Source organism: Comamonas sp. MYb21, assembly GCF_037479395.1.
GTDB lineage: Bacteria > Pseudomonadota > Gammaproteobacteria > Burkholderiales > Burkholderiaceae_C > Comamonas.
This window is the reverse complement of the sequence record NZ_JBBGZC010000001.1, coordinates 26340-47706: the sequence shown is the minus strand read 5'-3', so window position 1 is coordinate 47706 and position 21367 is coordinate 26340. Positions and strand designations below refer to the sequence as shown.

General features: G+C 60.6%; 17 protein-coding genes and 1 pseudogene. 7 read left to right on the top strand and 11 right to left on the bottom strand.

Annotated elements, in window-relative coordinates:
* Positions 1 to 12: 12 nt before the first annotated feature.
* From otnK to WH367_RS00200, 3 genes are all read right to left on the bottom strand, one after another.
* Positions 13 to 1290, bottom strand: coding sequence for a 3-oxo-tetronate kinase (gene otnK / locus WH367_RS00210; protein ID WP_339533623.1), 1278 nt, complete (start codon positions 1288 to 1290; stop codon positions 13 to 15).
* On the bottom strand, positions 1287 to 2210 hold the full coding sequence (ltnD, locus tag WH367_RS00205; RefSeq protein WP_339533621.1) for an L-threonate dehydrogenase: 924 nt from the start codon (positions 2208 to 2210) through the stop codon (positions 1287 to 1289). The genes otnK and ltnD overlap by 4 nt, the downstream gene beginning before the upstream one ends.
* A gap of 100 nt (positions 2211 to 2310) precedes the next feature.
* A complete protein-coding gene (locus WH367_RS00200) occupies positions 2311 to 3675 on the bottom strand; it encodes a GntP family transporter (protein ID WP_339533620.1) in 1365 nt (454 codons plus the stop codon).
* Positions 3676 to 3741: 66 nt separating this feature from the next.
* Here WH367_RS00200 and WH367_RS00195 point away from each other — a divergent pair, with 66 nt between their 5' ends.
* The gene (locus tag WH367_RS00195; RefSeq protein ID WP_339533619.1) at positions 3742 to 3960 is read left to right on the top strand and encodes a hypothetical protein; all 219 of its coding nucleotides are present in this window, start codon (positions 3742 to 3744) and stop codon (positions 3958 to 3960) included.
* Between the two features lie 9 nt (positions 3961 to 3969).
* Here WH367_RS00195 and WH367_RS00190 read toward each other — a convergent pair whose 3' ends face one another.
* From WH367_RS00190 to WH367_RS00165, 6 genes are all read right to left on the bottom strand, one after another.
* Entirely contained in the window at positions 3970 to 6048 is a 2079-nt protein-coding gene (locus WH367_RS00190) for a catalase (RefSeq protein WP_339533616.1), read from the bottom strand.
* Between the two features lie 342 nt (positions 6049 to 6390).
* Positions 6391 to 7431, bottom strand: coding sequence for a hypothetical protein (locus WH367_RS00185; RefSeq protein WP_339533615.1), 1041 nt, complete (start codon positions 7429 to 7431; stop codon positions 6391 to 6393).
* 215 nt (positions 7432 to 7646) lie between these two features.
* Positions 7647 to 8351, bottom strand: coding sequence for a ligase-associated DNA damage response endonuclease PdeM (gene pdeM, locus WH367_RS00180; RefSeq protein WP_339533614.1), 705 nt, complete (start codon positions 8349 to 8351; stop codon positions 7647 to 7649).
* The gene (locus tag WH367_RS00175; RefSeq protein ID WP_339533613.1) at positions 8351 to 11092 is read right to left on the bottom strand and encodes a ligase-associated DNA damage response DEXH box helicase; all 2742 of its coding nucleotides are present in this window, start codon (positions 11090 to 11092) and stop codon (positions 8351 to 8353) included. The genes pdeM and WH367_RS00175 overlap by 1 nt, the downstream gene beginning before the upstream one ends.
* Positions 11085 to 12800: an ATP-dependent DNA ligase gene (locus tag WH367_RS00170; protein WP_339533612.1), complete on the bottom strand. Its 1716-nt coding sequence runs from the start codon at positions 12798 to 12800 to the stop codon at positions 11085 to 11087. Before WH367_RS00170 ends, WH367_RS00175 begins: the two co-directional genes overlap by 8 nt.
* Positions 12797 to 13831, bottom strand: a complete 1035-nt coding sequence (locus tag WH367_RS00165) for a ligase-associated DNA damage response exonuclease (RefSeq protein ID WP_339533611.1) — start codon at positions 13829 to 13831, stop codon at positions 12797 to 12799. The genes WH367_RS00170 and WH367_RS00165 overlap by 4 nt, the downstream gene beginning before the upstream one ends.
* Positions 13832 to 14442: 611 nt before the next feature.
* Here WH367_RS00165 and WH367_RS00160 point away from each other — a divergent pair.
* The 3 genes and pseudogenes from WH367_RS00160 to WH367_RS00150 form a co-directional block, all read left to right on the top strand.
* Positions 14443 to 14832, top strand: coding sequence for a hypothetical protein (locus WH367_RS00160; protein WP_339533609.1), 390 nt, complete (start codon positions 14443 to 14445; stop codon positions 14830 to 14832).
* 217 nt (positions 14833 to 15049) lie between these two features.
* Positions 15050 to 16456, top strand: coding sequence for an SIR2 family NAD-dependent protein deacylase (locus WH367_RS00155; RefSeq protein WP_339533607.1), 1407 nt, complete (start codon positions 15050 to 15052; stop codon positions 16454 to 16456).
* Positions 16457 to 16577: 121 nt separating this feature from the next.
* A pseudogene (locus WH367_RS00150) lies at positions 16578 to 17377 on the top strand (DDE-type integrase/transposase/recombinase); the annotation flags it as partial.
* On the opposite strand, the gene WH367_RS00145 reads toward WH367_RS00150, so the two are convergent.
* Positions 17377 to 18144, bottom strand: a complete 768-nt coding sequence (locus WH367_RS00145; protein WP_339533605.1) for a FadR/GntR family transcriptional regulator — start codon at positions 18142 to 18144, stop codon at positions 17377 to 17379. The pseudogene WH367_RS00150 and the gene WH367_RS00145 overlap by 1 nt on opposite strands.
* A 310-nt stretch (positions 18145 to 18454) precedes the next feature.
* Complete coding sequence (locus WH367_RS00140; RefSeq protein WP_339533603.1) at positions 18455 to 19021, bottom strand: fasciclin domain-containing protein; 567 nt, start codon at positions 19019 to 19021, stop codon at positions 18455 to 18457.
* 264 nt (positions 19022 to 19285) lie between these two features.
* Between WH367_RS00140 and WH367_RS00135 the strand changes: the two genes are divergently transcribed.
* The 3 genes from WH367_RS00135 (at position 19286) to WH367_RS00125 (ending at position 21252) form a co-directional block, all read left to right on the top strand.
* Positions 19286 to 19858, top strand: coding sequence for a DUF3455 domain-containing protein (locus WH367_RS00135; protein WP_339533601.1), 573 nt, complete (start codon positions 19286 to 19288; stop codon positions 19856 to 19858).
* 69 nt (positions 19859 to 19927) lie between these two features.
* Positions 19928 to 20506 carry a sigma-70 family RNA polymerase sigma factor gene (locus tag WH367_RS00130; protein WP_339533599.1) on the top strand — a complete coding sequence of 193 codons (579 nt, stop codon included), beginning with the start codon at positions 19928 to 19930 and terminating at the stop codon, positions 20504 to 20506.
* Complete coding sequence (locus WH367_RS00125) at positions 20503 to 21252, top strand: anti-sigma factor (RefSeq protein WP_339533596.1); 750 nt, start codon at positions 20503 to 20505, stop codon at positions 21250 to 21252. The genes WH367_RS00130 and WH367_RS00125 overlap by 4 nt, the downstream gene beginning before the upstream one ends.
* The last annotated feature ends 115 nt before the right edge of the window (positions 21253 to 21367 follow it).

Here is a 21367-nt window from a genome sequence, read left to right as displayed (position 1 = left end):
AGACCATGGTGTTCAGCCTTGCAAGGAGGTAAATGCTTTGGTGAAAAAGTCGGTGCTGCCAAAGTTGCCCGATTTGAGAGCGATGTGCAAGCCCTCCGGCGCTGCCGGGCTGGCCGCATGGCACCAAGGCACACCCGGGTCAATCTGGCCGCCAATGCGCATCTGCGCAATGCCCAGCGCCTGCACGCAGGCGCCTGATGTTTCGCCACCGGCCACCACCAGCTGGCGCACGCCCAGCTCCACCAGACCGCGTGCAATGGCGGCCAGGGTTTGCTCGACCAAGGCCCCCGCCTGCTCCACGCCCAGCTGGGCCTGGATGCTGCGCACCGCATCAGGCTCGGCGGTGGAGTAGACCAGCACCGGGCCGCTCGCCAGATGCGGGCGGGCCCAGTCCAGCGCCTCGCGCACGACCGCATCACCAGCGACCATGCGCAGCGGCGCAATCGCAAGCGCCTGGCGGCCGCTGCCGATAAAGTGCGCCACCTGGGCATTGGTCGCTACCGAGCAACTGCCCGACACCACCGCTTGCAGCCCACTGGCCGCTGGCAAGGCGGCAGCCTGGTTGCTGGGTTGCAGGCCAAAGTTGGCAGGCAGTGCAATCGCCACACCCGAGCCGGCGGTCACCAGCGGCAGATCCGCCAGCGCCGGGCCCATGCGCAGCAGGTCGTCGTTCGATACCGCATCGACAATCGCAATGCCCACGCCGTCGGCTTTCAGCGCCGCAATGCGGCTGCGGATGGCGTCTGCGCCCTGGGCCACCACGCTGTGGTCGATCAAGCCCACCTTGCGCCGGGTTTGCGACTGCAGCACGCGCACCAGGTTGGGGTCGGTCATGGGGGTGAGCGGATGGTTCTGCATGCCGCTTTCGTTCAGCAGCACATCGCCGGCAAACAGATAGCCCTTGAAGACGGTGCGCTTGTTGTCGGGGAACGCCGGGGTGGCGATGCTGAAGTCGCTGCCCAGCGCATCCATCAACGCCTCCGTCACCGGGCCGATATTGCCGGTGGGCGTGCTGTCAAAGGTGGAGCAGTATTTGAAATAGATCTGCTGCGCGCCCTGGCCCTGCAGCCAGCGCAGGGCATCGAGCGACTGGGCAATGGCCTGGTCAGCGGGGATGGTGCGCGACTTGAGGGCCACCACCACGGCATCCACCTCGGTATCGAGCGGGCCCGTAGGCACGCCAATGGTCTGCACCACGCGCATGCCGGCGCGCACCAGGTTGTTGGCCAGGTCAGTGGCGCCGGTAAAGTCATCGGCAATGCAGCCCAGCTTCAACGCGGCCCCGCTCATCGCAGGCCTCCGTCGTTGGCAGCCTGGGGCAGGGTGATGCCGGGGAAGATCTTGATCACCGCGCTGTCGTCTTCCTTGGCATAGCCGGCAGTCGATGCCTGCATGAACATCTGGTGCGCGGTGGCTGCCAGCGGCAGCGGAAACTTGCTGGCGCGCGCGGTATCCAGCACCAGGCCCAGGTCCTTCACAAAGATATCGACGGCCGACAGTGGCGTGTAGTCGCCCGCCAGCACATGGGCCATGCGGTTTTCAAACATCCAGCTGTTGCCGGCACTGTGGGTGATGACCTCGTAGATCGCCGCAGCATCCACCCCTTCGCGCAGGCCCAAGGCCATGGCCTCGGCCGCTGCGGCAATATGGACCCCTGCCAGCAGCTGGTTGATGATCTTGACCTTGCTGCCCGCGCCGGCCTTGTCGCCCAGGCGGTAGACCTTGCCAGCCATCGCATCGAGCACATCGCCCGCTGCTGCATAGGCCGCTGGTGTGGCCGATGTCATCATCGTCATCTGGCCGGCCGCTGCCTTGGCCGCGCCGCCGGAGATCGGGCCGTCCACATACAGCACACCGCTCTGGGCCAGGCGCGCCTCCAGCGCGATCGACCAGTTCGGGTCCACGGTGGAGCACATCACAAAGGTGCTGCCGGGGCGCATCGCTGCAGCGGCGCCATGCTCGCCAAACAGCACGGCCTCGGTCTGCGCAGCGTTGACGACGACCGACACCACCACCTCTACCTGGGCCGCGAGCTCGGCCGGGTGGGCACAGGCCACACCGCCAGCGCTGGCAAAGTCGGCCGCCGCCCCCGGGCGCACATCACAGACATGGACCTGGTAGCCCCGGTTGCGCAAGGTTTGGGCAATGCCCAGGCCCATGGCGCCCAGGCCGATGACGCCCACCTTGGCGCCTTGCTGTTGTGTAGTCATTGGAGATGCTCCCGTCAATCAGAGATAGAGAATGCCCGGCCGGGGGCCGGGGCACAAGAATGCAAGTGACAAATAGCCAAGCGGCAAGCCAGGCTGCGGATCAGGCCACCAACGCCCAGACCAAGCAGGTCAGCGCAAAGCCGGCCAGGCCCAGCACGGTCGTCAGCACCGTCCAGCTGCGCAGGCCATCGGCCACGCTCAGGCCCAGGTAGCGGGTCACGATCCAGAAGCCCGAGTCATTGACATGCGACAGCCCCAGGCCGCCAAAGCCAATGGCCACCGTCAGCACGGCGACCTGTACGGCGCTGTAGCCGCCGCTGTGGATGCTTTCGGCTAGCAGGCCGCAGGTGGTAAGAATGGCCACCGTGGCCGATCCCTGCGCCGCGCGCAGCGCCAGCGAGATGATGAAGCCCAGCAGAATCAACGGCAGGCCCGTGCCCGACAGCGCCTGCGACAATGCGGTGCCAATGCCGCTCACCGTCAGCACCTTGGCAAACACGCCGCCAGCGCCCGTCACCAAGATCACCGTGGCCGCTGCGGGCAGCGCCGATTCCATCACCTCATTGGTGCGCTTGCGCGTCCAGCCCAAGGGGCGCACCAGCAGCACAAAGGCCAGACCAATCGCTACCATCAGCGCAAACACCGGTGCGCCGGTAAAGGCCAGAAAATCACGCAGTGCGTCGCCCTTGGGCAGCATGGTCGCGGCGGTCGTGCCCAGCATGATGAGGGCCAGCGGTGCCAGGATCAAAGTCAATACCGCTCCCACGCCGGGCAGCTTGGCGGCAGGCGCATCGGCGGCATCACCGCTGCCAAAGTTGCGGAACTGGGCTTCAGCCTCTGGCAGCATCGCGTAATGGCGGCGGTTCAGCAGGCGGCCCACCCACTGGGCCACAAAGGCCAGCGGAATGCAGATTCCCAAGCCAATCAGTGTGATCCAGCCGACATCGGCCGACAGTACCGCAGCGCCGCCCACAATGCCCGGGTGCGGTGGCACCACCACATGGGTGGCCAGCATGATGCCAGCCACCGGCAGCCCGTACTTGATGGGGCTGACGCCACCCGCCTTGCAAAAGCCATAGATGATGGGGATCAGGATGATGAAGCCCACATCAAAGAACACCGGTATCGACAGCACCAGCGCGGCGGCCGTCAGCGCTGCCGGCACCCGCTTGGGGCCCAGCAGCTGGCTAAAGCGCTGCGCCAAGGTATTGGCTCCGCCGGATACCTCGATCATCCGCCCCAGCATCGCCCCCAGCGCCACCAGGATCGCCACCGACCCCAATGTGCCGCCCATGCCAGCTATCAAGGTGGGAATGATCTCCGCGAGCGGAATACCGGTTGCCAGCGCCACCAGCAGGCTCACCAGCATCAGCGCCACAAAGGCATGGACTTCAAATCGGATGATCAGCAGCAACAGCGCAGCAATGCTGGCGCCCGCAATGCTCAGAAGGGCAATGGTCGTCATAGGAAGGACTTGTCTCGTTGACTCGTTAGAAGAACTCCCGAGACCCTAAAACCTCGGGAGACTGGTATGGTTATCATACAAATTTTGCGGGATCATAGCATTGCCTTGCTGCGGCTCTGCGCGGTACTTTCCCGAGGCGTTGCAGGGTTTTTTGCCGGCACAAGCTGGGCCCATGCGCAGGCTCGAATCGGCCGGTGCTCGCTGGCGATGGACGCAAAAAAGGCGCCACAGCTTTCACTGCAGCGCCTGCTGGCGGGGCTTCAAGGGCGCATCGGCAGCCCCTGAAACTGGCTATCAAGCCAAGGTACGCACCTTAGGCTCGCGGTCCCAGAAGCGCGACTTCGCGCCCTTGATAAATCCGGCCACATCCTTGGGCTCAAACACGCCTTCATCGGGCTTTACCCCAGCGGCATCCAGGATCAGATGCGTTGCCTTGCAAGCGGCAATCGCTTTCAGATGCCCAAAGGCATCGCGGAACCAGTCTTGCGCCGCGCCATCCTTGGCCAGCATTTCGCCCGATGCCATCGGGATGACCGAGGCGACCGCATCAAACTGCGCCGATGGCGCGCCGGCCAGCTGGGCGTCGGCGGCGATGTGCTTGCCGTCGCTCAAGGTCGCGCCGCCAATCTTGGGCGCAATGATCTTGACCATGGCCTTCTCGGCCAGGATGGCCTTTTGCAGCGCGGCCACGTTCTCGGCGTTGGAGCCATCGTCCACCAGTATCGCGACGCAGCGGCCTTCCAGGGTGGGCTTCATGCGATCGATGATGCGCAGCGCGGGGCTGGGTGGCAGGTTTTGCACAGGCACCGCTGGCTTGGCAGGTTTGGGCAGCGCAGCCAGGCCCAGGCCCTTGGCCACGCGCTTGCCCAGGTTGCTGTCAATCACCAGCAGATGGGCGACAACGGCCTCACGCACATGGGGCGTCTGCACCTTGGACAGCTCAAACACCAGGGCGCTGGCGATATGGGCTTGCTCTACTTCGCTCTGGCTGGTGTAGAACAGGCGCGCCTGGCTGTAGTGGTCGGCAAAGCTTTCAGGGCGGATGCGGCTCTTGGCATCGGCCTCCGAAGGCTGCGCAAACGAGCGGAAGCCCTGGGCGCGCGATTCGCGGGGTGAGTTCGGGTCCAGGCTCGATGGCTCATACGCCACACGCCCCTTGGGCACCAGGGTTTGCATATGGCCATCGCGCTGGGTATGCGCAAACGGGCACTTGGGCGCATTCACGGGGATCTGCGTAAAGTTGGGCCCGCCCAGGCGCGACAGCTGCGTGTCCAGGTACGAGAACAAGCGGCCTTGCAGCAGCGGATCGTTGGAGAAATCAATGCCTGGCGGCACATTGGCCGGGCAGAAGGCGACCTGCTCGGTCTCGGCAAAAAAGTTGTCCGGCCAGCGGTCCAAGGTAAAGCTGCCAACCTTCTTCAGCGGAATCACCTCTTCCGGAATGATCTTGGTCGGGTCCAGGTGGTCATAGGGCAGTGCATCGGCCTCTTCCTGCGTGAACAGCTGCACCAACAGATCCCAGGCGGGCGCATGGCCAGCTTCAATCGCCTCGAACAGGTCACGGCGGTGGTAGTCGTTGTCGGCGGACTGCAGCTTGGCGGCCTCGTCCCAGACGGTGGACTGGATGCCCAGTTGGGGCCGCCAGTGGAACTTCACAAAGGTGCTCTCGCCCTTGTCGTTGATGAGGCGAAAGCTGTGCACGCCAAAGCCTTCGATGGTGCGCAGGCTGCGCGGGATGGCGCGGTCGCTCATCGCCCACATGATCATGTGCATCGACTCGGGCATCAGCGAGATGAAATCCCAGAAGGTGTCATGCGCAGAAGCTGCCTGCGGAAAGCCCCGGTCCGGCTCCATCTTGACGGCATGCACCAAGTCGGGGAACTTCATCGCATCCTGGATAAAGAACACCGGAATATTGTTGCCCACCAGGTCCCAGTTGCCTTCGTCGGTATAGAGCTTGATCGCAAAGCCGCGTACATCACGCGGCGTATCGACCGAGCCTGCGCCGCCCGCCACGGTGGACATGCGCACAAAGATCGGCACCTTCTTGCCCACTTCGGTCAGAACCTTCGCCGTTGTGTATTTCTTCAGCGAATCGCTCAGCTCAAAATAGCCATGCGCTGCCGTGCCGCGTGCGTGGACGATGCGCTCTGGAATGCGCTCATGGTCAAAGTGCGTGATCTTCTCGCGCAGCACAAAGTCTTCGAGCAGGGTAGGTCCTCGGCCATAGGCGCGCAGCGAGTTCTGGTTGTCCGATACCGGAATGCCTTGCTGCGTCGTCATCACTGGGTGGCCGTCACCGGCCTGCTCATGGAGCTCGCCTGCGTTGCCTTGGGTCTTTGCTGCGGACGAGGTCGATTTGCGAGTGGTCATCGTGGATCTCCGTGGGGTTGGCGTTGTGGTCAGCCGGTGGGCTGGAACCACCAAGGATGACAGTTGCACCACGCCGCGCTTGTAGGCGTTTGGAGGGCTTGGCTGTATGCGTAGGCTGAGGTGGCGGCCTGTTTTCTCCGATGCCGCAGGCGAACGCAAAAAGGCCGCTCATCGAGCGGCCTGGGTGCTGGGGGAGCGATCTTCTTAATGGAAGAAGATGGCAATCAGAATGATGATCGGGATTGGCACGCCAATCAGCCAAAGCAGGATGGATCGCATGGTGTTTCCTTTCTAGGCTTGCCCGTAGGCAAAAGGGTTAAATCAGGTCAGGCAGAGGGTGGTTCAAGCGTCGCGCTGGCGGCCGCCAAAGGTGGCAGACAGGCTGCCGACAAAGGCCCCGATCAGCAGCACCACAAACATCCACAGCAGCGAGTAGGCGGTGGCCTTGCGGGCTTGCTCGGCCGTTTGCTTGGCCTTCACTTCGGCGTCTTGCGCAGCTTGCTTGGCCTTGTCGATCTGTTGCTTGACCTGGTCGTAGGTGGCTTGCACCTTCTTCTCGGACTCTTCCTGGCCCATGTCGGTGCGCTGTGCCACCAGGCGGCCCAGGTACTGGCGGTCGTCGTTGGACAGCGAACCCGCTTGCAGCGAATGCATGAAGACGCTGCTCATCTCGCTGGCGTCATCGGCGGCGGAGCGGGCCTTTTGGGCGGCGTTTTGCGCGCTGTCCTTCATGTCCTGCTTTTGCTGTTCGGTAGGGCCACCTTGGCGCAGCAGGCTGTTGATCCAGTAGTTCAGGTCCGAGCCTGGCTCATTGGCCTTGCCAGCGGTCACGCCAGCAGCACCGGTCAGCGCGGCAGAGGCGGCACCACCGATCACGCCGGTGGCACCACTGGCTGCACCGCCCACCACTTGGGCCGCGCCGCTCACCACCGCGCCGGCGGCCTTGGCCGTGCCGGAGATGGCAGCTCCTGCCACCGAGCCGGCAATGGCCACCATCAGCATCGTCGCCAGCGCCCAGGACAGAAAGCCATGGGCGGTGTCGCGGAAGTACACCTCATCGGTGTGCACGCCCTGCCACTTGGTGCGCAGGCGGCCAGCGATATAGCCACCCACACCGGCCGAGGCCAGCTGCGTAAATGCCAGCCAGGCCACTGCCCCCCAGCCAATCGTCTCGCCATCAGCGCCACGGCCCGACCAGACCGAGACCGACGACAGGCCCAGGCCAATGCCCAGCATGAACAGCAGCAGCGACAGCACGGCTGCTGCCAATGCGCCCGCAAAAATGGCGGCCCAGGAGACCGCACTTTCGCTGCTGCCCGCTAATGCGCGCGGCACTGCGCCGCCGGTGACGACGCGCTCTTCCTCTACATATGTGGTGACCATGGTTATTCCTTGTTAGATGACGCCTTTATTCTGCTTTTGGCCCCCAAAAAGTTTGTAGTCCAAACGCGGGCCAGACCGTGCGCGCTTCGCTGTTAGCGCCATCAGCCGATCTGCGCAAAGGCGCGCCAGGCTTGGGCTTTGGCGGGGTAGGGCGCAGAGATGCAGCGCCCGTCTGAGAGAGCGAATGCAGGAAGCCGGCGATCAGCAAAGTGCCATCAATACACCGCAATCGGCGCGGTGCCTTCGCCGGCAAACAGCCAGGCATGCAGTGGCTGCACGGCCATCGGCCCCGAGCCGGTGAACTCCGAGAACGCCGGCAGGTTCAGGTAGGGGGCGGAGTAGGCCAGGCAGGGCAGGCGCTGGCGCAGCTGGGGCACGCGCATGGCCGGGTGCACATGGCCGTGGATATTGAGCGCAAAGTGGTGCACGCCCGGGCCCATGGGCTCGTGGCTCATCAGCACCTGGTTGCGTGCCAGGTGCGTGTGCACGTCATCGAGCAGCAGGGCCTCGGTCTGCAGGTAGCGGTCATGGTTGCCGCGCGTCAGGCTAAAGCGGGTCTTGAGGTTGGCGCGGCGCAGGTTTTGCCACAGCTGAAAGGTGTCTTCACCAATAAAGCGGCCATGCACAAAGTCGCCCAGAATCACCAGCTCCTGGGGCTGCCATTTCTGCAAGACCTGGTGCAGGCGCAGCAGGTCTTGCCGTTGCACTTCCAGCGGCACGGCCACGCCTCGGCGGCGGAAGATATCGCTCTTGCCCAGGTGCAGGTCGGCAATGATCAGCAGGCTTTCCTGGGGCCAGAACAATGCGCGCTCAGTTAACACCAGAAACTCCATGCCGGCGATGCTGGCCGCGACATGGTCCTGGGGCGATGGCGAAAGTTGGATGGGGGAGAAAAGCTGTGCCGATTGCGTACCTGCCATTAGTGGGTGTCCTGTGGTTGGGGCGCGCGCTGCGGGGTGCTGCGTGTGCCCTTGCGGGGGGCGGCCTGCTTGGAGGTCGCCTTGGCTGCGGCCTTGTTAGGGCTGCCTGGGTGTTGCGCGCGCTGCGGTGGCGCGCCCTTACGCGGGTCGCCCGGTCGTTGTGTTCGTGGTGCGCGAGCTGAGCGTGATGGGCCTGGTGCGGGTTCGCCCCTGGCTTGCCGTTCTTGCTGCTCAGCCATGCGGCGCACCTTGTTTTGCCAGGTCTCATTGCTGAGCTGGCCGCGAAAGCTCTCGGCCCACAGCCCAAACGAAAACGGCGTGTGTTTGGCCGGAAAGCGCAAAGCAATCTGCCGCCCCGCAATGCTGGCCAGCAGCCTTTGCATCGTTGGTAGGTGCAGCTCCTGGTCCAGCGCCTCTTGCCGGGCCTGGCGCAGCAGCAAATGCTCGGGGTCGTACTTGCTCAGCACATCAAACAGCAGGCTGGCAGAGACCTGCAATTGCCTATCGCTGGCGCGGCTCTTTTTGCCCGGCACCTTGGATTGCACCAGGCCGGCAATCTGCGCAATCTCCTTGAAGCGCTTGCGTGCCAGCTCGCTAAAGTTCACCGCTGAGCGCAGATCGGTGTCGAGCCCGTCCTGCTTGAAAATCTCTGCCCAGTCCACCGTATTCGCATCGATGGGCAAGGTGGGCTGGACCATCAGCCCGATCTCATTGCAGGCCCAGGCAAAGGTATTGGCTTGCCGATGCGCCAGGCGCGTGGCAATCAGCACCGCCAGCCCCTCATGCGCGACACGGCCGGCAAAAGGATAGACAAACAGCGGCGCCGCCTTGCCCGCCTGGGGGGCTTGGGTTTGGCCCACCTGCTCGATCAGCAGCTGGCCCGCACCCGGCACCAGCGAGCGCTGGTTTTGCAGCTGCAGCAAGGGCTGCAGCCATTGCAGCTCACGGGCGTGGGGTGCGTCATCGGCGGCAGGGCTGGCAGCGGCCGTGCTCAGCAGCTGCTGCATGCGCTCGCCCAGGGATGAGGACATGGGCATCAGCGAGCCCGCCCAGGCGGGGGTCAGCAGGCCCACCTGGGCACTGCGGCGCACCCAGGCGGTGTTGTTCTCCAGCCGCACCAGCACCAGGCTGCGGCCGGCAAAGTTAAACACATCGCCAGCGTTCAGGCGCGCGATAAACGCCTCTTCGACCGAGCCCAGCCGCGCGCCGCGCAGGTACTGCACATTGACTGCGCCATGCGCGGTGATGGTGCCGATCGACATGCGGTGCATGCGCACCACGCCGGTGTTGGCTGGCTGGCACAGGCCATCGGCACAGTGCAGGCGCTCGTACTGCGGGTATTGCACGAGCGAATCGCTGCCATGCTGCAAAAACGCCAGCACCGCCTGCCACTGCGCATCGCTCAGATCACAAAAAGCCGCTGTGCGCCGCACCTCGGCCAGCAGCTCCGGCGGCCTGAATCCCCCCGCCAGCGCCGCGCTCATTGCATGCTGGCTCAGCACATCAAAGCACAGGCGCAGGGGCTCGCGCCGCTCATACGCCTGGACCTCGGCCAGCTCGCGCACGGCGGCAAACTCTGCCAGGTCCATCGCCTGGGTGGCCACGGCCTCCACATGCACGGCAGCGCCGGGCCGGTGCTTGGCGCGGCCGGCGCGCTGCACCATGCGGGCCACAGACCGTGCGCCGCCAATCTGGATCACGCGCTCGACCGCCGGAAAGTCCACGCCCAAATCCAGGCTGCTGGTCGCCACCACACAGCGCAAGCTGCCTGCGCGCAAGCGCTGCTCTACCGACTGCCGCACGCCCTGGTCCAGCGAGCCATGGTGGATCGCCAGTGTCTCGGCATCTTCCGGCCATATGCTCGCCAGCGCCGTGTGCCACAGCTCGGCCTGGGCGCGGGTGTTGGTAAACACAATGGTGCTGGGCGCGCTGAACACCAGCTTGGCCACCTCGCCCAGATTGGCCAGGCCCAAATGCCCCGCCCAGGGCATGCGCGTGCCCAGCGGCGGGGTGATGCTGTGCAGGTGAAAAGGCTTGGGCCGCCTATCCTGGATCAGCGCTGGTTGCTGCACCTGCCAGGCGCTCAACAGCACATCGCTGGCCTCTTGCAGATTGCCAATCGTCGCCGACAGGCCCCAGACCTGCGCGGCAGGTGCGAGCGCCTGGATGCGTGCCAGGTTCAGCTGCAGCAGCACGCCGCGCTTGCTGGGCAAGAGCTCATGCCACTCATCCACCACAATGCAGCGCAGCTGGCTGAACTGCTCGCGGCTGCGCTCATGGCTCAGCAACAAGGCCAGGGATTCAGGCGTGATCACCACCAACTGCGCCTTGCCGGTGTCGGTCAGGCGCTTGTCGCGCGATGTGGCATCACCCGTGCGCATCGCTACTTGCCAGTGGGGCAGCACGGCTGCTACCGGGCCGGTGATGCGTTCGCGGGTATCGCTGGCCAGGGCGCGAAGGGGCGTTACCCAGAGCATGCGCGGCCCATGTGCTGCGCGGCCTTCGGGCGTCTCGGCCTCGGCCATCGCCTGCATCAAGGGCCCGCCCAGCGCCGCCAAAGTCTTGCCCCGCCCGGTGGGGGCCGATACCAGACCGCTGTGCCCATCCGCATAAGCGCGCCAGGCCTGTTGCTGGAAGACGGCCGCGCCTATGTCCTGCGCCTTCAACCAGTCGCGCCAGCGCTTGGCCGCGCGCTGCATTGCGCGGTCGCTGGGGGCCGTGGTGTTGTCTAGGTCAGCCATCGGCCAACTCCAGCAAGGCGCCCAATTGGTCGGCGTCTTGCGCGGTCTTGTCCTCGCGCCAACGCAAGATGCGCGGAAAGCGCACCGCCACGCCCGATTTATGGCGGGTCGAGCGGTTCACGCCTTCAAACGCAATCTCAAACACGAGGCTGGGCGTTACAGAGCGCACCGGCCCAAAGCGCTCCAGCGTGTGGCTGCGGATCCATTTGTCCAGCCGCAAAATCTCCACATCGGTAAGGCCCGAGTAGGCCTTGGCGACAGGCACCAGCGCATCGCCGCTCCACACCGCAAAGGTGTAGTCGGTGTGCAAGGTGCTGCGGCGGCCGCTGCCGCTTTGGGCATAGATCAGCACCGCATCGATGCTGAACGGGTCCACCTTCCACTTCCACCAATCGCCCCGGCGCCGGCCTTCCTTGTAGGGGGAGGCCAGCGCCTTGAGCATCAGCCCTTCGGCGTTGCGCTCTGCAGCGCTATTGCGCAGCGGGGCCAGTGCCTCCCAGTCATCAAACGGCAATTGGGGCGACAGGCCCAGTGCGGGCAGCTGGGCCTGGTTGATCACCTCTTCCAGCCTGGCACGGCGCTGCTGCAGCGGCTGGGCGCGCAGGTCTTCGCCTTCAAATTCCAACAGGTCGTAAAACAATATGCGCGCCGGCACGGTCTGCATCAGCTTGGCAGAAGGCTTGCGCTTTTGAATGCGGCTTTGCAGCGCGACAAAGCCCAGCGGCTTGTTCTGCTCGTAATCCCAGGCCAGCAATTCACCATCCAGCACCATGTCGCGTGGCAGCAGTGCAGCGGCGGCTTCCAGCTCGGGAAAGCGGCCATCCAGCCGTTCTTCACCGCGCGACCACAAATAGGGCGCATGGCCCTGGCGCCGCACCAGCTGCACCCGTATGCCATCCCATTTCCATTCGGCCAGCCAGTCCTTGGGGTCGCCCAAGGCTTCTGGCTCTTGCGGCAAGGGGGAGGCGAGGTAGAAGGGGTAGGGCTTATCCAGCAGCTGCGCGCTGGTGTCCGGGTCCATCAAGGCCTCATAGGCCTGGGCGCTGGGCAGCCATTCGCCCACCATGCGGTGCGCCATATCGGCGGCAGATATTCCCACCAGCGGTGCCAGGCTGTTTTGCAGGCTTCGCTTGTTGACGCCTGCGCGCAGCGATCCTGTCAGCAGCTTGTTGAAGACCAGGCGCGAGGGGGTATCGAGCTGCTGCCAGGCCTGCTGGATCGCGCGCTTGCGCTGCTCGGTATCGGCGGCCACCAGCGGCAGCAAAAACTGCTCGGTCCATTCGTCCAGGCGGCTGTCGTTGTCGGGAGGCTTGAAGACCGCGCCCAGCAATGAGGCATGCCAGGGCGCATCAGCATCGGGGGCAACGGCAGCGCCGGGCGCAGTAGCCAGCTCAGGATGGTTGATACCTTGCTTTTGCCAGGCCGCTACCAACAACGACAAGGTCTCCGCCAAATCGCCCACTTGGCGGTAGCTCTCTTCCACCAGCCACAGCGGCAGGGCGGTCAGCTCGCTCACCCAGCTGCGCAGCTCGGTGGTGGTGGCCAGCCGGTTCTTGCCGGTGTTCACCTTGCCGCCGCTCAGCACATAGACGGCCCAGGTCGCTTCGGCCGCAGTGGCGCCGGCAAAGTACTGCTGCAGGGCCAGTTCGCGGTCGCGCGTGCCGGAGGCCTCATCCAGCAACTGGTACAGCGCCACAAAGCGGTTCATTCGGCCGCCTCCTCTTCGTCGCCATAGGCGGTGCGCAGCCGCTCCGCCTGAATCCCCAGGCTCTGCAGGTAGGGGATCAGCGCATCGGTATTGCCATGGGTGGCCAGCACCCGCTGGGCGCCGCTTTCGGTAATGGTGTCAATGAGTTCCTGCCAATCGGCATGGTCCGATATCACAAAGCCGCGCTGCATATTGCGCCGCCGCCGGTTGCCGCGCAGCAGCATCCAGCCCGAGGCAAAGCCTTGCTCCACCTGTTTAAAGCGCTTGAGCCAGGCGGAATCTTGCGCGGAGGGCGGTGCCAGCACCATGCGGCCGGCAAAATCGGTATCGGTGGGCACATCGGCCACCATCTCGGTAGCGGCCAGCGCAATGCCTGCCTGCCGGTAAATATCGGTGCCGCGCGCCATCGCGCCATGCAGCAATACGGGCGCATCCAGCTTGCCAGCCAAGCCCGCCAGCACCCGTTGGGCCTTGCCCAGGCTGTAGGCATACAGCACTGCCGCCTTGCCTTGCTCCTTGCAATGCGCCACCCAGCGCTCTATGCGCTCCACCTCATGGGCCATCGTGGGCCAGGCGTACACCGGGTAGGCAAAGGTCGCCTCGCAAATCAGGGTGTCGCAGCGTAGCAGCTCAAACGCCTCACAGGTCGGGTCCGGCTCGCGCTTGAAGTCGCCCGTAAACACCCACACCGCATCGCCATGCTGCACCCGAACCTGGGCGGAACCAAGAATGTGCCCCGCCGGGTGCAGCGACACCTGCACCTCCCCCATCGTGATCGTCTGCCCAAACGGCAGCGCATGGATGTTCTGCTCCCCCAGCCGCCACCGCAATATCGGCTCGCTGTTTGTGCTGCAGTAGTACTCGCCCATCCCCACATGGGCATGGTCCGAGTGGCCGTGGGTGACAAAAGTGCGGTGCACCGGCTTCCAGGCATCAATAAAAAAATCCCCAGCCGCGCAGTACAGACCTTTGTCGGTCAAGGTGATGACGTCAGCGGGTGGGGCGTTGGCAGATGCAGAAGCAGCGAGCATGGGCAAATTCTGCGGCTGCGGGGGAGGGGGTGGGCGTCAGAGTTTGCCTTGTTGGGGTGCGGGAGTGGGGGGGCGTTTTGGATCAACGCGTAATGGCGAGATCGGAATCAAATAACTATCTTCAACTACTGAATCGCTGTTACTATTAGCTACATAGGCTGTTAGGCAATAGCGCTTAAGTGATCCGCAGATGACGTCGTTAATTTCTTATGCATTGCCGTTTTCTTTTTTAATCGAATCTTGATTGACTATTTATATTTATTTGGTGTCTATCATTAAATCCAAATCATCAGATCAGAAGTTTCATACGGCGTGAATAAATAATATTTTTAAATTTACCGTAGCAAAGGTCGCGCTAGTCTCTGACGGGAATAAATATTTTAATTGATTATTTGTTTGCGCCGGGAGTGAAGGGAAGTAAAAATGACATCTGGAATTATTATATCTAATCAATTTTCAAAAAGGCTGATTGATGTAAATATATTTTGCAAAGTAATTCGAGCGTGGTTAATTGATTCTTGCAGATTGATGTAAAACCTTAAGTGAATGCATTCAGAATTTTTGCAATATTAAGTAGCTGAGTCGTAATAAAATTTTATTGAAAGCGATATATGGATTTAGACGAAAAAATAGAATCCCTCCGTTCTGAGATTCGTTGCCTTAAGGCCGAACAAGATCTTAAGATTACAGAGTTAAATAGTCTTTTTTTGGATAAAGCTAAAAATACTTGTCCAATTAGCATTGGTGAGACGGTTGAGATTGAAGCAGGTAAAAAAGGGATCGTTGAAGAAATCGGATTTGATGTTGAATTTTTTAAAATGATTGAGGAAAATGAGCCTATTCATTGGAATGTAAGTGGTAAGAGAATAAATAAATCAGGAGAAACGGGGTTACGGCATTTTAAAAAAATTGGCCCAAGGAATTATATTGTCAATGGGTTGACCTTTAAGAAGAAAAGTATTGCGCAGCATTTGGGGATTATGGGTGACGATGAGGATTAAAAATTCTATTTGAATAGGTTGGGTTTGATAACGATGAAATCATCAATATCATTTAAATAATTATAATTTGATTGATTATTCGAAATTTGTGCATATAAGCAAGTTTGATGCATTTTTATCAGGTTGGATTTTTTAATGCTATGTTCAAGCTTGTGTGAATGATTGTAAATAATATTCGTTAAATTAAATACATTGTTTTGAAAGATTTGAGGTTGCTATGCCAATGGATTATGCGCAGTATCAGGAAGAAGTTACTGCTGATGTTGCAAAGATAATTGCAGATGCGAGTTGTCAGCCAATATTGTTTATTGGATCGGGCTTCTCCAAGCGATATGCCGCTGGTCCGAATTGGGAGGAACTCCTTATGCTTCTTGCCGAAAGATGTCCGAAAATAGATAAGGATTTTGCCTACTATAAACAGGCATATGGTAATGATCTGATGAAGATCGGATCTATATTTACACAGCTATACCACGAATGGGCTTGGAATGAAGGAAAGAAAAATTTCCCACCTGAGTATTTTATAGCAAATGTTCCAAGTGATATCTTCATAAAGCATACCATTGGTCAAGTCTTGGCTGGAATTGGCGTAGATGAAAATGGATCCTATGGTTCTTTAGAATTGGATGCGGAGATTGCTGCTTTAAAGGCAATCAGTGCCCATGCTGTAGTAACAACAAATTACGATGAAGTTATTGAGCCGCTATTTCCAGGTTACGAGCGGGTCATCAGCCAGCAAATTCTTCGTAAGCCATTTCTAGCCATTGGTGAAATTTTTAAAATTCACGGCTGCGTGTCGTTGCCTGAAAGTATAGTAATCAATGAGGAGGATTATATAAGGTTTGAGGAGGATCATAAATATCTAAGCGCAAAATTGCTGACATATTTTATTGAGCATCCATTGATTTTTATTGGGTATAGAGCAGGCGATCCTAATATTAAGAAAATTTTGGCAGACGTCGATAGGATGATTCGCGCTCAGGAATACGAGTTGGTTCCTAATATATATATATTGGAATGGGATAAAAATCTGACTGATAAATCTTATCCTCCGCGTGACAAAGTGCTGGCAGTGACTAATGATAGAAATATTAGAATTAAAAGCATCACTGCAAATTCATTTGAATGGGTTTTTAAAGCATTTGGGCAGGCGGGTAATCTTTCTAAAATTGACACTAAACTTCTACGTGCATTGATGGCACGTGCAGTTGACCTTGTAAGGTCAGACATTCCTAAAAAGCAAGTTGAAATTGATTTCAAAATGCTGGAGCATGCTGTGGACACGGGTGAGAATTTTGCTAACCTCTTCGGAGTAACCTCAGTAGGGGATTCTTCAAAAATAAATCTTACACATCAATATGTTATTACTGAAGTGTATAAGAAGCTTGGCTTGCCGAGCTGGAAGCGTGTTAATGATTTAATAAAAATAATAGAAAATGACACAGGGGTAAATATTAAAAGTTATGACAATAAATATCATGTGAATGTAAAGTTTGGAGTTGCTAAAACTAGTAAATCACATAAATACTCCGATATGTTTATTGACCTGCTTAAAAAAGTTATGGCAGGTCAACCTTATAAAATTGATGAAGATGCAATTATTGTTCCCACGCCTATTAAATGATTCTGGTGGGTAAATGCCGCATCCCGGATGATTGCATAGATAAATATCGCTATCCACTGTTCATGGCTCGCGAAGTACTGCGCGAGCTTGTACAGTCAGTGCAGTCCACTGGGAGCTTGTCATGCAAATAGCCCTGCACAAGAATGCACGCACCACCCCAGCAGTGCGTGCCCATATCGCTGCCAGCGATGAGACCGCCAGCGTGCTGGCCCAGCGTTTTGGCATTACCGAGCAGACGGTCTACAAATGGAAGAAGCGCGAAAGCGTGCAAGACCGCTCTCACACCGCACATCGGCTGCGGACACAGCTCAAACCCGCGCAAGAAATTGTGGTGGTACACCTTCGCCGAGCCCTGCTACTACCGCTCGATGACTTGCTAGCCGTCACCCGCGAGTTCATCTGCAGCACGGTATCGCGCTCAGGCTTGGACCGGTGCCTACGACGGCACGGCGTGGGGAATCTCAACGCTCTCAAGCCCGCCGAGCCGAAAGAGACGCACAAGGCTTTTAAGAGCTATGTGCCCGGCTATTTGCACATGGATGTGAAGTCCTAGCCCCAGATGCAGAACGAATCCAAGCGCCGCTATTTGTTCGTGGCCATTGACAGGGCCACGCGCTGGGTATTTGTGCAGATCAAGCCTGCCAAGACGGCAGCGGGAGCCAAGGCATTCTTGAGGGCCTTGCACAAAGCCTGTCCGATCAAGATAACCAGGCTGCTTACCGACAACGGTAAAGAGTTCACCGATCGTTTGTTTGCCAGTCATGCGAGAGCGCCCAGATGCGCTACGTGGCCTTGTACAACCACCAGTTACCGCAATCAGCGCTGCAAAGTAAAACGCCCATGCAGACCATGAAGCGCTGGTACCAAATACATCCTGAACTATTCAGTAAACGACCATATGATCGTCCGGGATGCGACAGCTACCCCTTGCCCCCCAACAACACCCGCGCCAACCGTTCCCCATCCTGCCGCCAAAACGCCGGATCTGCCTGCCGGATCCGGTCAATCGCGTTATTCATATGCGCGGTTGCTGCCGCCCGTGCAGCCGCCGGATCCCCCGCCTCAATCGCCTCCACAATCCGCGCATGCTCTTGCGTCACGGCAGCCGCAAAATCCTGCCGCCGCGCCTCATTGGCGCGGGTGATGCGCGTGGCACCCGCCAGCACCTGCGACAGGTAATCCAAGGTACTGAGCAGGAAAGGGTTGCCGGAGGCCTGGGCGATGACGCGGTGCAGGGCGACGTCTTCGGCTACGCCGTCTTGGCCATTGGCCACCGCCTTGGCCAAGGCCTTGACGCCAGTGCGGATGCGGCGCAGATCGGCGGTGCTGCGGCGGGCAGCGGCCAGTTCTGCCACTTCGGCCTCCAGCGCGCGGCGCACTTCTACGATTTGGACGACGGCCTCTTGCGAGGCGGCGTGGCCTTTTTCCAGGTCCAGCGGTTCGGCCCTAGGGGCTTGTACAAAGACGCCGCTGCCTTGGCGGGAGGCGACCAGGCCGCTGGATTTGAGGCGGGAAAGGGCTTCTCGCACTACGGTGCGGCTCACCCCAAACTGCGCCACCAACAACAGCTCTGTGGGCAGGCGGTCGCCCGGTTGCATTTGCCCTTGCCGAATGCTGGCCTCCAGCGCCTGGGCCACTTGGTCGGCGAGGGAGTTGGCGGCCTTGACGGGCGTGAAGGAGATCGGCATGCGTGGGCAGGAGCTGGTTGCTGGGAGTGGGCGCTGGCTGCTGCCAGGCCGCAAGATGGCGCTTACTGTACTCCAGCCCAGGGGCGCTGCCTGCGCCCTAGGCGCAATGGATGGCTATGCCGGGTTTTTGGCCAAACGGCTGGCCACTATAGATGCTGTGGCTACACCTGCCGCAGCGGGGCGATCTGCTTGATGCCGGCCTGTATATGCCAGCACGCAAACGTCAAAGCCGCAGGCCCTTATCGGCGGCCTGCAGCGGGGTGCCGCTGCCCTGCATGCGCTGCAGCGGCCCCATCAGCAGATGCCAGCCTTATTTAGGCAGCAGCACCTTGTCGATCACATGGATCACGCCATTCGATTGGTAGACATCGGGGATGGTGACGGTGGCGGTGCCGCCTTTTTCGTCCGTCAGCATGACCTTGGAGCCTTGGGCTTTGGCGACCAGGGTGCCGCCGCTGACGGTCTTGATGCTGGCCATGCCTCCGCCATCTTTGATCATCTTGCTGATCGCTGCGGCATCCCACTTGCCTGCCACCACGTGGTAGGTCAGCACAGTGGTGAGCATTCCCTTGTTCTCGGGCTTGAGCAGGCTGTCTACGGTGCCGGCTGGCAGCGCTGCAAAGGCGGCATTAGTCGGGGCAAACACGGTGAAGGGTCCGGGGCCCTTCAGCGTATCCACCAGGCCTGCTGCCTTGACCGCTGCCACCAAAGTGGTGTGGTCTTTGGAGTTGACGGCGTTGTCGATGATGTCCTTGGTGGGTAGCATGGGCGCGCCGCCCACCATCACGTCTTTGGCGATCGCTGCCATTGTGGTGCTTGCCACCATGAAAGCCATGCCATAAGAGACCAGTTTGCGCGTACTTTGGATCGAGGCCATGAGATGCTCCTTGCGTTGGGATGTTCAGCCGAAAAACGTTGCGGCTGTTTGGAATACGCAGCGGGTGGCGCAGTGGATTCAACAAATAGAGAGACGCTTGTAAAGAGGGAGCGAAGAGGGAGAGCAGGGGTGGGATGCAGGCAGCGCAAAATTTTTTTGCATCCACTGCATCCATTCCCGCAACTGGCGACTAGTACCACTAACAGCACATTAATTAGCGCTGTTTTCACTCTCGTCCTGTCCCCCTCACTTAGGAGAACTCGTATGTTGACCTCTCGCACAGCTCCCCGTATCGCCGCCATCGCCACCGCAGTGGCTTCCATCGGCCTGCTCACCGCCTGCGGCTCGATGCACAAAAAGGAAATGGCTTTCTCGCAGACTTCGCTGCCAGCGGCCATCCAGGTGCCAGCGGGCCACAAAGTGGCGTGGGAAACAGTGGGTAGCGGTGACATCACCTACGAATGCCGCGACAAGGCCAATGCCCCCGGCCAGACCGAATGGGTGTTTGTGGGCCCGGATGCCGTGCTGAAGGACCGCGCTGGCAAGACGGTGGGCCGCTACTATGGCCCGCCTGCCACCTGGGAAGCGAACGACGGCTCCAAGCTGACGGCAACGCAGCTGGCCGTGGCGCCATCGGGTGCCGGCAACCTGCCGTACCAATTGGTGAAGGCCAACCCTGCGATGGGCAGCGGTGCCCTGGTAGGCGTAAGCCATATCCAGCGCGTGGCATTGAAGGGCGGTGTGGCACCGGCTGACAAGCCTTGCACGCCAGCACAAAAGGGCCAAAAGACGGTGGTGCAGTACCAAGCTGACTACATCTTCTGGAAGCCAATGTAAGTTTCTGTTTTATAGCGGCTACACTCGAAGAAGGATTTCCTCCCCTTTCCTTCTTCGTGGATTGCCTTCATGCCGCCTGCCGCTTCTGTGACCGACGACAATTTTGACCATGCTTTGGCGCTAGAAGCTTGCGCGCGTGGCGACCGCCATGCGCTGCAGCGTATCTATGAGCAAGAGTCGCGCTATCTGCTGGGGGTGGCGATGCGCATTGTGCGCAGCCGCGCAGCGGCAGAGGATGTGCTGCACGATGCCTTTGTGGCGATCTGGAGCAAGGCGCACAGTTTTGATGCGGCACGGGGTGCGGCTAGAGGCTGGATCTATAGCATTGTTCGGCACGCCGCATTGAACCGGGTGCGCAGCAGCGCCCGCGAAAGCACACTGGATGAGCCGACGGCCGCTGCCTATGAGGCCAGCGCCGCGATGGCTGCCTGGCAGGAAGAGGGCGATGCCCTTGACCGCCAGGCCCAGCTGGGCCGACTGGGCCAGTGCCTCGAAGGGCTGGAGCCGCAGCGCCGTGAATGCCTGCTGCATGCCTATGTGGATGGCTGCAGCCACAGCGAGATTGCAGCGCGGGTGCAGGCCCCGCTGGGAACCGTCAAAGCGTGGATACAAAGGGGCCTGCGCGCCCTGCGGGAATGCATGCAATGAGCGCCGATACCAACCACCATTTGCCGCCCGATGGCGATAGCCCGGACGACCTGCAGACGCTGGCCGGACAGTATGTGCTGGGCACGCAGAGTGCCGCACAACGCCGCGCGATTGAAGAGCGACTGCCGCATGACCCGGAGCTGCGCGCCGCCGTGGATGCCTGGGAGCAGCGCCTGCAACCCTTGACCACTCTGGCCCCGCCGCAAGAGCCGAGCACGGGCCTGTGGCCGCGCATTACCGCCAGCCTGTGGCCCGCAGCCGAGCCGCAGCGCGCCGCCGCCGCAGTGCCGCGCCGTTGGTGGCATTGGGACAGCCTGGCGCTGTGGCGTGGCCTGGCCGGCAGCGGTTTTGCTGCCGCTGCGGTGCTGGCCGGTGTGCTGGTGCTGAGCCCCGCCCCCGTACCAGGGCCCGCACGCTACTTTGTGGTGCTGGCCGCGCCGCAAAGCCAGGCCCCTGGCTGGCTGGTGCAGGCCCAGGCGTCTGATCGTTTGCGCCTGGTGCCGCTGGGTACCGATGTGGTGCCGGCCGAGAAATCGCTGCAGTTCTGGACCAAGGCCGATGGCTGGAGCGCGCCGGTGTCGCTCGGCCTCGTCAAACCCGGTGAAGCGATTGAGGTGCCTGTGGACAAGCTGCCACCACTGCAGCCCAACCAGCTGTTTGAGCTGACCCTGGAGCCTGCGGGCGGATCGCCGATTGGCAAGCCGACGGGGCCGATCCAGTTCATCGGCCGCGCGGTGCAGATTTAGAGTCGCTAACACAACCCTTGATACGTCGTTGCCGAACCTTGTCGTACTACTGTACTGCCTGCGGCTCGACGCCTAGTCGGGGACGCCTAGTCTCAATCGCAAACCTTCGGTTTGC